A 15,933-nucleotide genomic window follows, 5' to 3' on the forward strand; every position below is an offset into this window, starting at 1 on the left:
ATCTCCTGCTTGAAGTGTATGGAGAAGCGCAGTCAACCTCGCGTGAATCGGCAGCATCGCTGCGGTGCCGATCTACTTATAGTCGATCCAGTTGGCACCGGATCGACATACCCAGTGGTGAAGATACGATCGCGGCGACCAACGGACACTGCCTCGCTGCTGGTCAGGGGAGTAATCGGCCAGGGGCAGCCATTCAGCTCTCAAGAGGTAGTTCCTGCGTGGTTAACCAGGCACTCTCGACTCACCCTCAGCGCAAGGCAGGTTTTCATGTTCTGCACCGCTCCTAAGCGTCATTGCGGCAACGACTGCAGAGAAAAGCGTGACGCCGGCCATTGCCAGGAAGGTCATCTGAAACGCGGCAAGATATGCCTGGGCAGTCGCTTTGTCCGCCATGACTTCAGCTGTAACGCCACGCCCGAAAGCCAGGTTGGACGCCAGCTCCGGCGTCAGCTGAAGCTGCAGCATCCCCAGCAGAGTCGCCGTTGCCACCACGATGGCAGTACCTTCGCTGACCCGTCGAGCAGTGCCAAAAATTCCAACGGCCATTCCAGAACGATCCTTGGGCACGACAGCTACCGCCAACCCATCCATACCACAATGAACACCACCAGGGTGACGGCGGCCCCAAGCAACAGCAGCAATACGAGCGGATCGTTGCCGAGAAGGCACGGGCCGCTGGTGCACCGGTTGTCCTGATCCAGCATGAAGAGGACCACGGTTCCTTTCAGTTCGACACCGATGGCTGGCAACTCGCCGAAGGGCTAGTGACATCGCCGGGGCGTGCCGCAGAGCACGCTCGCCCGGCTCACGCTCAAAGGTCGTAATGCAAGACCACGCCGACCGTCCGCGGGGCGCCAACGTCGATGATGTCGCCACTGCGGTTGTTGGTGACGTACTCCTTGTCGAACAGGTTTTTCACGTAGCCGGACAACGCCAACCCTTCGACCAATTCATATTCGGCGTTCAGGTTGAGCAGCACGTAGTCATCGCTTTTTCGCTCATGGGTCACGTTGCCGTCGCCATCGAACTCGTATTCCGAAGGGCTGCCTTGCTGGTAAATGATGTCACTAGCGAGCATCAGCCCATTCTCGAAGCGGTACGTTGCGCCGACCGAGGCCTTGAACTTAGGCGCATTGAGGAACGACTCGCCGCTCAAATCGGCATGATCACCGAAGGCGAAGTCACGGTAGCGGCCATCGGTGTAGGCAGTCCCCGCGTTCACTTTGAGGCTGCTGGTGATGTCCTGTTCGATGAACAGTTCCAGCCCCTTGATCGTGCTGCTCGCGGCGTTGAAGACCTGAAAGAAATTACCGGTGCTATCCAGCATGCTCACCTGTTGGTCTTTCCAGTCGGTGTAATACAGGTTGGCGCGCGCCCGTAGCGTTTCGTCCAGCCAGGCACCTCGATACGAAAGCTCGTAGTTGGTGGTGTATTCGGGATCGTAGTCGGCATGACCGCCACCCGCGCGAACGTTCACACCGCCGCCGCGATAGCCTTTTTGCACCATGAACCCAAGGTACTGGCTGGCCGCCAGCTCATAGTCCAGACCCAGCTTGGGCAGCACGGCATGGAAGGTCTTGGAGACTTCGCCCGGGCTGGAAAAGTCGTCCTGTTCGACGTCGGTATCGTTACGCTCGCGGTCGTAGCGCAATCCTGTGATCAGCGTCCAGCGGGGGATGAACGTCCAGTTCATCTCGCCGAACACCGCCTGGTTGTTGATCTTGGTATCGCCCAGGACGGTCCCGAAAAGCTCGCCGTCGAAATTGAGCCGGTCGTGGTAGTCATTGGTGGTGCGGCCATAGTAGGCACCAACGAAACTGCGCACGGTTTCGTCTTCATAGGCCAGCCGCAGTTCTTCACTGAACATGCGCGCTTCCTGGGCTCGAACGACCTCCATGTTCGCGTCTGCGGTCTGGTCAAAATCCAGAAGGGCATCGTAGTCGGAGCGAGTCCCGGTGGTGATGTTGGTCAGGGTCCAAGCATCATTCAGGCGATAGTCCAGCTTGGCCGTCAGCGTGTCTTGCTGGAGCTTGTCGAAGGCTTTGGTATCCGAGGCGATCTTGTAGTACTGGACGCGTCCATTTTCGCGCATGACCGACCTGTCGCCCTGACGGCTCTCGCCGTGGGCGTAGGTCAGCAGCACATCCAGATCGTCGTTGGGCAGAATCAGCAGCTTGCCGCGGACATTGCTGGTGCGGCGTGGATTGGCGTCGTCACCGGTGGTGACGTTGTCGATGTAGCCATCGCCTTCCTGGTAATCCACTGCCAGACGGCCGGCCACGACACCGTCGACAATCGCGCCACCCGCCGCGGCAGCGCCGCCGCTCTCGCCGTAATTGCCGGCGTTGGTTTGCGCCGCAAACGACGGCTCGAAGGTTGGATTTTTGGTCTGGATGACCACCGCGCCGGCGAGCGAGTTACGTCCTTGGGTAGTCGATTGCGGCCCCATGAAAACTTCCACCTGCTCGACATCCCACAACGGCATCGGGCTCAGGGTCAGCGCCCGGTTCGGTTGTTGCGCGCCGTCGACATACACCGAAACGGCGCCGTTGAGGGTGGCGGGACCCTGGTCGTCGAAACCGGAAACCGGCACGCCGCGAATCCCCCAGTTTTCGTTGCCGGCCTGGGTGTACACGCCAGGCGTGCGGGCAAATACGTCCACCAGGTCTTTGTCGCCATGCTCACGCAGGTCCTCGCCGGTGTTGACCACCACGCTGGACTGGGTTTGCTCCAGTGTGCGATTTATTTTTTCCCCGGTGACCATGATCGGGGAGACTTCGATAACGTTGCTGGCCTCGGGTGAATTCGCCTGGAGCGTCACGCTGCGCTCGCCGGTGAACTGATAGGTCAGGCCAGTGCCCGATAGCAACTGGGCCAAGGCTTGCTCGCGAGTGAGCCGCGCACTCACGGTGGTCGACGTTAAGCCAGCGGTAAGAGGGGCGCCATATAGCACCTGGATACCGCTGGCAATGCCATAGGCTGCCAGCGCTTCATCCAGTGGCTGGCTGGGAATATCGAAGCTAAACGTCTGTTTGCTCGTCACGCTTGCCGCTTGTGTCTCGGCGGCCTGCGACGGTGCTGTAAGCAGTGCCGAACAACCGAGCATGACCGCGCAAGCCAGTGCATTACGCATAAGTAGCTGCTTGCTGTTAACCCTGTTGCCAGCGGGCAGCCTGCTTTGAATTCCCATCGTTCCCCCCCCCCAAATAGCATCGTTTGATAAGCGCAGCTGAAAATCGTTCTTATCTGAATGACGTTGGTCGGGAGGGCGACCCGCAAGTTTTTGGAAAAAATAGTTCAGCGCAGCAGGATCAGACCTACCGGCAGGCGTGTTGCGCTTAGTTGCAGGGTTTGTTCGATGTGGCGCAGGGCTTCGTCCGGGCGTTGCAGGTGGAACACCCCGCTGACCGGTGTGCGCGCGACGTTATCGTTGGCGATGACGATGCGGCCGCTGTGATAGCGGTTGAGTTCGTCCACCAGCTCCTGCAGGGGGCGGTTTTTGAACACCAGCAACCCCTTGCGCCATGCCAGTTCCTGGTCGGTGTCGACCCTGGTCCTGGCGCTCGGGCCCTGGGCTCCGTAGTTAAGCTGTTCACCGGACTTCAGCAGCTTTTGCGCGAAGCCGCTCTGGCGCACTGCAACGACGCCTTCGCTGCAGGTGACCTTGATGCCTTCGCTTTGGTGGCGCACCTCGAAAACAGTGCCGAGGGCGGTAACCGTTCCCCCCTCGGCGCTAACCACGAAGGGGCGCCGAGCATCGTGTTGCACATGGAATACCGCTGCACCGCTGTCGAGCTGGATACGGCGTTCGCGGGTGCTGAAGTTCACATCCAGCCGGGTGCGCGCATCGAGCTCCACCACGCTGCCGTCCGGTAGTTCGACCCGCTGGCGTTCGGCCTGCGCGGTGTGGTGGTCGACTAGCAGCGCGCGACCATCTGGCAGCATTCCGACCTGCATGGCGCCGATCAGTACGAGCAGTGCGCAGGCAGCGACGGCGCCACCGGCCCATCGGGAGGTACGTCGGCGAGGCGCTTGGTAGCGTGCAGCCAGTTGTCCTGTTTGTTGCCACAGTCGCGCGGCATCGCGATAGGCCGCCGCATGCTCCGCGCTCAGCTCACACCAGTTGCGCAGGTTGCGGGCGTCCTCGACCGTGGCCTGGCCCGAGGTGACACGAACCACCCAGGCATTGGCCTGGCTCGCCAGGTTTGCCGGCTGATCGGGATGAGATGAGGGCTGGGTCATAGCATGCGGACAGGCTGGCGGAAGGGGTGACTGTACATGAGCATGCGCTTAGGACGCCGACTCGCCCGCCAATTGGCGCAGGCGTTCGGTGCAGTGGTCGAGTGCGCGATGCACTTCCAGTTCGACAGTGCGCAGGCTGATACCAAAGCGCTGGGCTAACTGTTTGTGCGGCAGGCCTTCGACGCGCGCGGCGAGGAACAGTTCGCGGCGCCGGGCGGGCAGCTCGTCGACGATCTCGATCAAGCGTTCAAGCTGCTGGCTGTCTGAGGTTTGTTGTTCGGCATTCGGTGCTTCGTCGGCGATCTCCAGGAGCATGTCGACTTCCATGGGGTCCAGCAGTCGCCGGGCGTTGGCGCGGGCATCGTCTATCGCCAGGTTGGTCGCCATGCGCCGCAGGTAGGCCAACGGGTTGCCAATGGATTCGCTGGCCTGTGCGCGGCTGAGCTTGAGCCAGGCTTCCTGCAGTAGATCCTCGGCCGTGGCAGCGCAGCCTGTGCGTCCGGCCAAGTAGATTGCCAGGCGCTGCCGTTCGGCAATGAAACAGGCCAGTAGCGAGGAGTATTTCTGCGGCATCACTGGAACTGCTTCAGTCGGTGTGGGAGAAGTGGAGGCGTTAGCTTATCCATTTCCACAGGCCCCCTCAATTGCTAATGATTCTCGACTTTATATCTTTAGTTGCCGCGTTGCCGCCCACTTCGTCAAGCGACGGTTTTCTTCCTGAACGTCGCCATCTTCAACCGCACTGTGCCAAAATTGTGCCATCGATCCTACAGGACCACCCATGCAAGCCGCAAAACCCGCGCTAATACGCGAAACCTTCCCCGTCGGCCCTTTGCAGTGCAACTGCACGATCATCGGCGACCCTGTGACCAAGAAGGCCATCGTGGTCGATCCGGGCGGCAACCCGGAGGCGATCATGGCGCGGCTCGACGCTCACGGCCTCAAGGTGGTGAGCATCATTCATACCCATGCGCACCTCGATCACTTCCTCGCTTCCGGGCAGATGAAGGAGAGGACCGGTGCGACCCTGCACCTGCACAAGGAAGACCAGTTCCTCTGGGACAACCTGGAGATGCAGTGCCGCATGTTCGGCGTGCCGTATACGCCGGTGCCGGCGCCGGACCAGTGGCTTGCCGATGACGAGGCGCTTGCCTGCGGCTGCGGCGTGGCGCTGCATACGCCGGGGCATACACCGGGCTCGATGAGCTTCTGGTTCCCTGAGGCCAAGCTGCTGATTGCCGGCGATACCCTGTTTCGGCGTGGGATCGGCCGTACCGATTTGTGGGGCGGCGATTACGCCACCATCGAACGTTCGATCAAGCAGCGCCTCTACAGCCTGGACGAGGACGCCACCGTGATCACCGGTCATGGTCCGGACACGCGGCTGGGCGATGAAATGCGCGAAAATCCCTATGTCCGAGGCTAATGGTTTGTCCACGGAATTTATGGCCACGGCCACGCTCTAAACATTCGCGGCCCACAGAGGCTGAAAAAATATCCAGGAGTAGAGTTCATGTTCATTTCGCGTCGCCTGATCATCGCCGCTACCGCTGTGGCCCTGTTGGCCGGCTGTGCTTCGCAAAACCCCTACGACAACCAGCCGCCCAGCTCGAATAAAACCGCCAAATACGGTGGCCTGGGAGCGCTGGCCGGTGCCGCGGCTGGTGCGCTGATCAACCACGATAACCGCGGCAAGGGCGCGCTGATCGGCGCGGCAGTCGCGGGTGCCGCGGGTGCCGGTTATGGCTACTACGCCGATAAGCAGGAAGCCGAGTTGCGCCGCAGCATGCAAGGCACGGGTGTCGAGGTGCAGCGCCAGGGCGACCAGATCAAGCTGATCATGCCCGGCAATATCACCTTTGCCACTGACTCCTCCGATATCGCCAGCAATTTCTATTCGCCGCTGAACAACCTCGCGACCTCGTTCAAGCAGTTCAACCAGAACAGTATCGAGATCATCGGTTACACCGATAGCACCGGCAGCCGGCAGCACAACATGGACCTGTCGCAGCGTCGGGCGCAGAGCGTTTCCAACTACCTGACCTCGCAAGGGGTCGATGGCTCGCGCCTGTCCACCCGTGGCGCTGGCCCGGATCAGCCGATTGCCAGCAATGCCAACGTCGAAGGCCGTGCGCAAAACCGTCGGGTCGAGGTCAATCTGCGACCGCTACCGGAGCAACAGTCCCAGCAACAGTCCCAGCCGCAGTACCAATAAGAAGCGTTTCCGCTGTGCCCAAAGCCTCCTTTCAGGAGGCTTTGTCGTTTCAGGGCGCCCGCTGCCGTTGGTCATTTGTTGGATGGCCAAGGCTAGTGTGCAAATTCCTGACTAGACTCCTGGCCAATGGTTCGCTGGAACCGTTTCAAGGCGTTTACCCCCTCGGAAGACACAGGCTTGAGATGGATTAGGAGCAGGCATGGACGATGGATCCGTTTCTCACCCGCATACACCCTGGTTGCCCTTGCTGGTCACTCTGGGTTTGATGACCGTTCTGGGTCTGTTGGTTGGCTGGCAATGGCAGGCATTGGAAAGCAGTAGCCAGGACGAGCAAGCGCAACGCTTCAGTCTGGCAGTGGATGACATCGAGCAAAACATCAATGAGCGCATGCGCGCCTACGAGATGGTGCTGCGAGGCATGTCCGGCCTGCTGGTGGGCAGTGATGAGGTCTCCGTCGACGATTGGCAGCGGGCGACCGATCAGTTGCAACTGCAGGATCGCTACCCCGGTATCCAGGCCATCAGTTGGTCGCGTTACATTCTGGCCGGGCAGTTGGACGGGTTCCTGGCCCAGGAACAGGGCGTAGGGCGCAAGGACTTCCGCATCCTCCCACCTGGCGAACGGGATCATTACCTGGTCGTTGACTACATCAGCCCCCTGGATTGGCGTAATCGCCGGGCATTGGGTTTTGACATGCTCAGCGAAGTCATCCGCAGTCAGGCCATCGTACAGGCTCGCAACAGCGGCGAGGCGGTGCTTACCGCACCGCTGCGGCTTAGGCAGGAAACCGAGAAGGATGTCCAGACCGGGGCGATACTGTACCTGCCGGTGTACCGTGCGGGTGCACCCGTGGCCAGCGTGGAAGAGCGTACGGCGGCGATGCTGGGTACGGTAGCCGGCACTTTTCGGCTGCACGATCTGTTGCAGGGCATTCTCGGTTCACGGGGGGAGTTGTATCAGATCGAGCTGGTCGACAGTGCCGATAATGGCGGCTCGCTGCTGAAGGGCGGATTCTCGGCCGCCGCGCAGTTCCAACTGACGCGCAACCTGTCGATTTTCGGACGCAACTGGCAACTGACCGTCAGCAGTACGCCGGCTTATGAGCTGGCGCAAAGTAATAACAGGTTGTCCATCAGTCTGTGGGTGGGGTTGGTGGCCGCGGCGCTGCTGGCGTTGCTGGTCGGTGGCTATCTGTACCTGCGTGAACGCGAGCTGGCCAGCAGTCGGTTGTTGAGTGATCGCCTACGCGAGCGCGAGGAACGTTTTCGTCTGGTGGTCGAAGCTTCGCCCAATGCCATCGTGCTGGTAGATAGCAGCGGTCAGATCGCCATGGTCAACCGCCAGACCGAGCGGCTGTTCGGTTACCCGCGGGGCGAGTTGCTGGGGCAGGCCGTGGAGATGCTGCTGCCCGAGTCGGGGCGCGCGGCCCATGTCGACATGCGCAAGGGCTTTCAAAAGGCGCCGGAGCCGCGGCAGATGGGTGGCAACCGCGAGTTGTTCGGGCTGCACCGCGATGGCCGTTCGATCCCTTTGGAAGTTGGTTTGTCGCCCCTGCGCAGTGGCGAGGATGTGCTGGTGCAGGCGGTGATCATCGATATCAGTGCGCGCAAGGCCGCCGAGGAGCGTTTTCGTCTGGTGGTCGAAGCCTCGCCCAATGCCATCGTGCTGGTGGACGGCAGTGGGCGGATCGCCATGGTCAACCGTCAGACCGAGAAGATGTTCGGTTATCCGCGGGCCGAGTTGTTGGAACAGCCCGTGGAGAAGCTGCTGCCCGAGTCCTTGCGTCACCTGCATGCGGGCCTGCGGCAGAGCTTTCTGAAAGCGCCTGAGCCACGGCAGATGGGCAATAACCGTGAGCTTTTCGGCCAGCACCGGGAAGGGCATCTGATTCCCCTGGAGGTCGGCCTGTCGCCCCTGCGCAGCGGCGAGGCCGTGATGGTGCAGGCGGTGATCATCGATATCAGCGAACGCCGGGCGGCCGAGCAGCGGTTGCGCGAACAGGCCGAACAACTGGCCCTGGCCAACCGCTACAAGTCGGAATTCCTGGCCAACATGTCCCATGAGCTACGCACCCCGCTCAATAGCATCCTGATCCTCAGCGAGCAGTTGAAGCAGAACATCGCCGGCAACCTGAGCCAGAAGCAAGTCAAACATGCCGATATCGTCCATCGCGCCGGCAGCGACCTGCTGCAACTGATCAATGATGTCCTCGACCTGGCGAAGATCGAGGCTGGGCGTGTCCAACTCAAGCTGGAACCCCTGAACGTGCACGACCTGCTGCTGGAGTTGGACGCCAGCCTGCGGCCGATGGCCGAGCTCAAGGGGTTGCGCCTGATCAGCACGCTGGATCCGGGTGTGCCGCGGGTGATCTACAGCGATCGTGGGCGCCTGCAGCAGGTACTGCGCAACCTGTTGTCGAACGCGCTGAAGTTCACCGAGCGTGGCGAGGTCGAACTGTCCATAAGTTGTGAAACCCAAGACCTGAAAGGTGGCCTGGCAGATGGCCGGGAAATGTTGCGGATACTGGTCCGCGATACCGGTATTGGCATTCCGGCCGAGCAGCATCAGCGGGTGTTTCAGGCGTTCCAGCAGATCGATGGTTCGACCAGCCGGGCTTTCGGCGGTACCGGGCTCGGTCTGGCCATCACTCGCCAATTGGTAGAGGTGCTCGAGGGCGATATTCGTCTGGACAGCGCGCCCGGCGAAGGTTCGAGTTTTCTCGTGCGACTGCCGGTGACAGTGGTGCAGCAGTCGGCGGCCGAGCAGCAGGCCAGCAGTGAACCGCTGCGCATCGGTCATGGACCGGCCTTGCTGGTGGTTGAGGATGATGCCGACTTCGCCGATCTGATTGCTGAAGAGGCTCAGGCCCATGGTTTCGCCAGCGTGCTCTGCCGCAACGGCAAACAGGCCATCGCCCTGCTACGGCACGAGCGGTTTGCCGCGGTGATCCTGGATATTCTGCTGCCGGACATCAGCGGCTGGCAGATCTACCGTAGCCTGCGCAGCCTGCCCCAGCACCTGGGTACGCCGGTGCATATCATTTCCTGCGTGCCGCAGCCCCAGGATTGGGGTGACAACGACACGCGCTACCTGGTCAAACCTATCGCCCGTGCCGATCTGGAACAGGTTTTCACCGATCTGGCCCACTCTGACGAGGTCGAACCGCATCGGTTGTTGCTGGTCGAGGATGTCGAGACCGAGCGTGAGCATTACCGCGAGCACCTTGGTCAGCTGGGCTTTGCCGTGACCGCCGTGGCCAGCGCCGAACACGCGCGTGAGGCTTACGGCCAGCAGGCCTTTTCGGCCCTGGTGATCGACCTCGATCTTCCCGACCAGGATGGCTTCGATCTGCTTGAGGTCATGCAACGCCAGCGTCCGTTGAACGGTACACGGGTGGTGGTAAACACCGGGGTAGACGTGACCCAGCAGAGTCTGCAACGCCTGCGCCGATATTCGGCCGTGGTGGTGCGCAAGGCCGGCGACGACCTCGGTGCCCTGAGCTTGGCCGTCCAGGGGTTTCTGTCCAGCGTGCGCGAGCCGCAAGCCGAGGGCCAGGCGCCGGAGGTCAATCCGTTGGGCGGCAAGCGCGTCCTGCTGGTGGATGACGATATACGCAATATCTACGCCATGAGCGCCGTGCTTGATGACCTCGGGCTCAGTGTGACAGCCGCCAAGGATGGCCTGGAAGCCCTGGCGTGTTTTGCCCGGGAGCCTTTCGATTTGATCCTGATGGACATGGCCATGCCCAATATGGACGGCTACACGGCCACCCGCCTGCTGAAGCAGGAGCAGGGCTGTACGGTGCCGATCATTGCCCTGACGGCCCATGCGATGAAGGGCGATCGCGAAAAATGTCTGGCTGCGGGTGCGGATGATTACCTGGCCAAGCCGGTAGCGCGGCAGAAGCTGCTTGATCTGCTCTACAGCTGGTTAACTGATTCGGAGGCACGCAATGACGCCAGCACAGCTTAAAGTCCAGCCTGGCGGGCAGCTTCTGCTGGTGGTGGACGATCGTGAAGAGAATCTGATCGCCATGGAGGCGCTGCTGAGCGACAGCCCCTGGCAGGTGCATACGGTCAACTCGGGCGCGGCGGCTTTGCAGTGCTTGCTGAATAACGAGGTGGGGTTGGTGCTGCTGGACGTGCAGATGCCGCACATGGATGGTTTCGAAGTGGCTCGCCTGATGCGCGGCAACCCGCGTACACGGCTCACTCCGATCATTTTTCTCTCGGCCATTGCGCATGCCGAGGACGCTGTCTTGCGCGGTTATGCCACCGGCGCGGTGGACTTTATCCTCAAACCCTTCGACCCCCGGGTGTTGCGACACAAGATCAATTCGTTGCTCGAACATGAGCGCAACCGTCATGAACTGCAGCAGCTGAGCAAGCAGTTGGACAGCGCCCGGGCCTTCAATGCCTCGGTGCTGGAAAATGCCGCCGAAGGCATTCTGGTGGTCGATGCGGACGGCCGTATCAGCTTCGCCAACCCCACCATGGCGCGGATGCTGTGCGGAACCGTGACCGATCTGGAGGGCACCCTGCTGCTGTCTTACCTGCATGCCCCGGCAATGCCGGAGGAGTGGAAGGATTCCGATTTCTACCAACACTGGCGGCGCGACGAAGCCTACCGTTTGCACGATGCGACCCTGCGCACGTTCTCCGGGCTCCTGCTGCCGGTGACGCTCTCCTGTTCGCCATTGCCGCGTATACAGCGCGCAATGGTGGTGCTGGCGTTGGATATGTCGGTGGTGCGCAACCTGTATGAGCAGTTGGAGTCGCAGGCCGTCACCGATGCGCTGACCGGCCTGCTCAACCGCCGCGGATTCCACCAGGCCCTTGAGTCGTCCCTGGCGCGGATTGATCGCCACGGCAAGAGAATGGCCATCTTGTATGTGGATCTTGACGGTTTCAAACGGATCAACGATTCCCTCGGCCATGCCGCCGGCGATCAGGTGCTGCGCCAGGTCGGCGAGCTGCTCAAAGCCAGTCTGCGCCCCTATGACATCCTGGCACGCATGGGCGGTGACGAATTCACCGCCTTGCTCGACTCCCTCGATCACCCGGAGGATGCGGCGCGGGTGGCAGAAAAACTCATTGAGCTGATTTCGGTGCGGCACCGGGTTGATGGCGTCGAAGTGACCTTGGGCGCCAGCATCGGCATCGCCTGTTTTCCCGAATGCGGGCAGACGGTGGAGGGCCTGCTGCGGGCGGCGGATATGGCGATGTACGAGGCCAAACGCGCTGGTCGGCAGCAGTACCGCTTTTTCTCGCCGGAGATGAATGGCCGGGCCCGCTCGCGCCTGATGCTCGAAGAAAGTCTACGCAGTGCCATCGAGAAAAACGACTTCGTGCTGGTCTATCAACCGCAGATCTATCTGGATAGCGGGCGTTTGCGTGGGTTTGAAGCGTTGCTGCGCTGGCAGCATCCGACGGTCGGAACCATCGCGCCCAATGTCTTTATCCCGTTGCTGGAAGAAACCCGGCTGATCAACCGCCTGGGCGACTGGATCTTCCGCCATGGGGTGCAGCAGTGCGGTGCCTGGCGCCCGCTATTCGGTGAAGAGCTGGTGCTCAGCCTGAATGTCAGCCCGGTGCAGTTCGGCATGCCGCAGTTGGTCAATGACCTGCGCCGGGTGCTCGACGAGCACGGCCTCAACCCCCGGCAACTGGAAGTGGAGGTGACCGAAAGCGCCCTGATGAATGATCTGGATACCACCCGCGAGCAACTGAGTCAGTTGCGCGCGCTGGGGGTGCGCATTGCCATCGACGATTTTGGCACCGGTTATTCCTCGTTGGCCTATCTGCGCTATTTTGAGCTGGATACGCTGAAGATCGACCGCCTGTTCGTCGCCAATATGCTCGACTCGCCGCGGGATGCGGCGGTGGTCAGCACCATCATCGACCTGGGCCGCCATCTTGGCCTGGAGGTGATCGCCGAGGGGGTGGAAACCATCGAGCAGCGTGATTGGCTGGTCGAGCACCAGTGCAACATCATGCAGGGCTTTCTGGTCGCCCAAGGGCTGTCGGTGGCCGAGGCCGATGCCTTTCCCGCGCAGGTCGACTGGTCAAAATACCGCAGCGATGACTGAGCGGCGAGCACTCGCACCTTACGGCAGTGGGCGCCGCCGGTGTTCGCGCTTCAGCCCTTGGTGGGGACCGGGAATTGCTCATGCAGGCTGGCCAGCTGCGCGTCCTTGGCTTCCCACAGCTGGTTGACCCACTGCTGAAAGGCCAGGCGGTACTGCTCGTCCTGATCGTAATTCTTGCCGATGAATTGGCGCGGAATGCTCTGCTGTTCGACGCGCACCACGATCTGCTCGATCTGTCCGCATAGCAGGCTCCAGAAGCTCGGTTTGCCTTGCGGATAGTGAATGGTGACGTTGACCAGCGCAGTCAGTTGCTCGCCCATGGCGTCCAGCACGAAGGCGATGCCGCCGGCCTTGGGTTTGAGCAGGTACTTGAAGGGCGAGTTCTGCAGGTCGTGCTTGGCCCGGGTGAAGCGGGTGCCTTCGAGGAAGTTGAATACCGACACCGGGTTGGTCTTGTAACGCTCGCAGGCCTTGCGCGTGGTGGCCAGGTCCTGGCCGCGTTTTTCCGGGTACTTTTTCAGGTATTCCTTGCTGAAGCGCTTCATGAAGGGAAACTCCAGCGCCCACCAGCACAGGCCGATCACCGGCACCCAGATCAGTTCGCGCTTGAGAAAAAACTTCAGGAATGGCGCCCGGCGGTTGAGCTGGTATTGCAGCACCAGGATGTCGACCCAGCTTTGGTGGTTGCTGGTCACCAGGTAGGTATGGTGCATGTCCAGGCCTTCGAGCCCTTGCACATCCCAGCGGGTGTGGCCGACCGCGTTCATCCAGGTTTTATTGACGCTGATCCAGCTTTCGGCCGACCAGTGCATGGCGATATTGATCACCCGCCTGGCCGCCTGGAAGGGCAGCAGTGCCTTGACCAGTGCACCGATGAACAGCGGCCAACAGAAAATCAGGGTATTGAGCGCCAACAACAGTGTGGCGATCGAGCCTTTGAGTGGGGCAGGCAGAAGACGCAGCATGGGGGCAGGGGCCTCCAAAAGGGGGCGGTCTGGTACGCCCATGGTTGTTATTGAGTGGCCCCACGCTGTTTTTATTCGCGCAATGGGCCGTGTGGCGGCACAGGGTAACCTGTGTTCAGTGAACTGCAAGCCCTGACCAACAGCCTGTATGCGCGGTTATTCAGGGCTTTTGTCGGTCGGCAAGTTGGCGGCCTGGATCGCGGTCAGGGCGATGGTATAGACGATGTCATCGACCAGTGCGCCGCGTGACAGGTCGTTCACCGGTTTGCGCAGGCCTTGCAGCATCGGCCCGACGCTGATGCAGTTAGCGCTGCGTTGCACCGCCTTGTAAGTGGTGTTGCCGGTGTTCAGGTCGGGGAATACGAACACCGTGGCGCGCCCGGCCACCTGGCTGTCCGGTGCCTTTTGTCGGGCGACGTTGTCGATCGCCGCCGCGTCGTATTGCAGGGGGCCATCCAGCAGCAGTTCGGGGCGTGCCAGGTGTGCCAGGCGGGTCGCCTCACGGACTTTTTCCACCTCTTCACCACTGCCCGAGTCACCGGTGGAGTAGCTGATCATCGCCACGCGCGGCTCGATGCCGAAGGCCGTGGCCGAGTCGGCACTTTGCAGGGCGATTTCCGCCAGTTCCGTGGCGCTTGGGTCCGGGTTCACCGCGCAGTCGCCATAGACCACCACCTGATCGGGTAAAAGCATGAAAAACACTGAGGACACCAGCTTGTAGCCGGGTGCGGTCTTGATCAGCTGCAGAGCCGGGCGGATGGTGTTGGCGGTGGTGTGAATCGCTCCCGAAACCAGGCCGTCGACCTCGTCCAAGGCCAGCATCATGGTGCCGAGCATCACCGAGTCTTCCAGTTGTTGCGTGGCCATTGGCGCGTTCAGGCCTTTGCCTTTGCGCAGCTCGACCATGGGTGCGACATAGCGATTGCGAATCAGGTCCGGGTCGAGAATCTCCAGGCCCGGCGGCAGTTCGATGCCATGGGCGCGGGCGACGATTTCCACGTCTTCCGGCTTGGCCAGCAGCACGCAGCGGGCGATGCCACGGGCCTGGCAGATGGCCGCGGCTTGCACCGTGCGCGGCTCGCTGCCTTCGGGCAGAACGATGCGTTTGTTCGCCGCTTGCGCGCGCTGCACCAACTGGTAGCGAAACGCCGGCGGCGACATGCGCAGCTCGCGCGGCTCGCCGCAGCGCTGGCTCAGCCACTGGTAGTCGATATGGCTGGCAACGAAGTCAGTGATGCGCTCGGCCCGTTCACGGTCGTCGACCGGAATCTCCTTGTTCAGACGGTTCAGGTTGGTGGCGGTGTCGTAGGAACCGGTGGTGACGGTGAGTACCGGCAGGCCGCTTTGCAACGCGCCGCGACAGAGCTCCATGATCCGCGGGTCGGGGACGAAATCGCTGCACAACAGCAAGCCGGCCAGCGGCATGCCATTCATCGCCGCCAGACTGGCCGCGAGGATGATGTCGTCGCGATCCCCCGGGGTGACCACCAGCACGCCGGGCTTGAGCAGCTGCACGGTATTGGCCACGGCGCGGGCGCAGAGCACGATTTTCAGCATGCGCCGTTGTTCGTAGTCGCCGGCGTTGATCACCCGCGCGCCGAGCAGGTCGGCGATATCGCGGGTACGCGGGGCGTTCAGTTGTTCTTGCCAGGGGATGCAGCCGAGCAGACGGAAGTCGTTGCTCTTGAGCAGTGGCGAGAGTTCCTTGAGGCGCTCGGCAAAGGCCTCGATGCCATCGCTGCTGCGCACTTTGTTGAGAATCACGCCCAGCACTTTCGGGTCTTGCGGCCCGCCGAACAGCTGCGCCTGGATTTCGATGCGGTCGGACAGTTCGCTCAGCGGCTCGTCTTCCGGCGCCGAAACCAGAATCACCTCGGCATCCAGGCTCTTGGCCAGGTGGAAGTTGACCCGCGCCGCATAGCTGGCGTGGCGGGTCGGCACCATGCCTTCGACGATCACCACATCCTTATCCACGGCCGCCTGCTGGTACAGGCTGATGATCTGCTCCAGCAACTCATCCAGCTGGCCGTCACCGAGCATGCGCTCGACATGTGTCAGGGCCAGCGGTTTCGGCGAGTGCAGGCCATGGGTGCGGGCAATCAGCTCGCTGGAGCGCTCCGGGCCGAGATCGCCGGGGTGGGGCTGGGCGATGGGTTTGAAAAAGCCGACCTTCAGCCCGGCGCGTTCGAGGGCACCGACCAGGCCGAGGCTGATGGAGGTGAGGCCGACGCCAAAGCCGGTCGGGGCGATGAAAAAGGTCTGCATGTCATTTCCTGAGTGTGGGCGAGAGCACTCGTCCGCTGATGCCGCGTTGGGCAAATATATGGGTTATGGCTGAGTTAAGTCGCGCATTGGGAAAGCACAAAACCTGTAGGCGCGGGCCATGCCCGCAAAACCGCCTATCGCGGGCATGGCCCGCGCC

Annotated in this window: 10 protein-coding genes; 4 read left to right on the forward strand and 6 right to left on the reverse strand. The window is 61.7% G+C overall.

Features of this window, described 5'->3' with window-relative positions; genetic code table 11:
- Positions 1-222 precede the first annotated feature (222 nt).
- The 4 genes from AC3IYG_RS05205 to AC3IYG_RS05220 form a co-directional block, all read right to left on the reverse strand.
- The gene (locus AC3IYG_RS05205) at positions 223-546 is read right to left on the reverse strand and encodes a hypothetical protein (protein ID WP_489312688.1); all 324 of its coding nucleotides are present in this window, start codon (positions 544-546) and stop codon (positions 223-225) included.
- Between the two features lie 265 nt (positions 547-811).
- Positions 812-3,133, reverse strand: coding sequence for a TonB-dependent receptor (locus AC3IYG_RS05210; protein WP_489312689.1), 2,322 nt, complete (start codon positions 3,131-3,133; stop codon positions 812-814).
- Positions 3,134-3,297: 164 nt separating this feature from the next.
- Complete coding sequence (locus tag AC3IYG_RS05215; protein ID WP_489312690.1) at positions 3,298-4,242, reverse strand: FecR family protein; 945 nt, start codon at positions 4,240-4,242, stop codon at positions 3,298-3,300.
- A gap of 48 nt (positions 4,243-4,290) precedes the next feature.
- Entirely contained in the window at positions 4,291-4,815 is a 525-nt protein-coding gene (locus AC3IYG_RS05220; RefSeq protein ID WP_489312691.1) for an RNA polymerase sigma factor, read from the reverse strand.
- 208 nt (positions 4,816-5,023) lie between these two features.
- On the opposite strand from AC3IYG_RS05220, the gene AC3IYG_RS05225 reads away from it, so the two are divergent.
- From AC3IYG_RS05225 to AC3IYG_RS05240, 4 genes are all read left to right on the forward strand, one after another.
- The gene (locus AC3IYG_RS05225) at positions 5,024-5,668 is read left to right on the forward strand and encodes an MBL fold metallo-hydrolase (protein ID WP_489312692.1); all 645 of its coding nucleotides are present in this window, start codon (positions 5,024-5,026) and stop codon (positions 5,666-5,668) included.
- Between the two features lie 87 nt (positions 5,669-5,755).
- A complete protein-coding gene (locus AC3IYG_RS05230; RefSeq protein ID WP_489312693.1) occupies positions 5,756-6,457 on the forward strand; it encodes a YiaD family glycine zipper/OmpA-like lipoprotein in 702 nt (233 codons plus the stop codon).
- Positions 6,458-6,656: 199 nt separating this feature from the next.
- On the forward strand, positions 6,657-10,430 hold the full coding sequence (locus AC3IYG_RS05235) for a response regulator (protein ID WP_489312694.1): 3,774 nt from the start codon (positions 6,657-6,659) through the stop codon (positions 10,428-10,430).
- The gene (locus AC3IYG_RS05240) at positions 10,411-12,546 is read left to right on the forward strand and encodes a putative bifunctional diguanylate cyclase/phosphodiesterase (protein ID WP_489312695.1); all 2,136 of its coding nucleotides are present in this window, start codon (positions 10,411-10,413) and stop codon (positions 12,544-12,546) included. Before AC3IYG_RS05235 ends, AC3IYG_RS05240 begins: the two co-directional genes overlap by 20 nt.
- A gap of 50 nt (positions 12,547-12,596) precedes the next feature.
- Here the strand turns inward: AC3IYG_RS05240 and yihG are convergent, their stop codons facing one another.
- Both yihG and pta read right to left on the reverse strand, forming a co-directional pair.
- Positions 12,597-13,511 (reverse strand): 1-acylglycerol-3-phosphate O-acyltransferase, YihG family, encoded by a 915-nt coding sequence (gene yihG / locus AC3IYG_RS05245; RefSeq protein ID WP_489312696.1) that lies wholly within the window; start codon positions 13,509-13,511, stop codon positions 12,597-12,599.
- A gap of 156 nt (positions 13,512-13,667) precedes the next feature.
- A complete protein-coding gene (gene pta / locus AC3IYG_RS05250) occupies positions 13,668-15,776 on the reverse strand; it encodes a phosphate acetyltransferase (protein ID WP_489312697.1) in 2,109 nt (702 codons plus the stop codon).
- Positions 15,777-15,933 lie beyond the last annotated feature (157 nt).

This window comes from Pseudomonas sp. KH_027 (assembly GCF_057838565.1).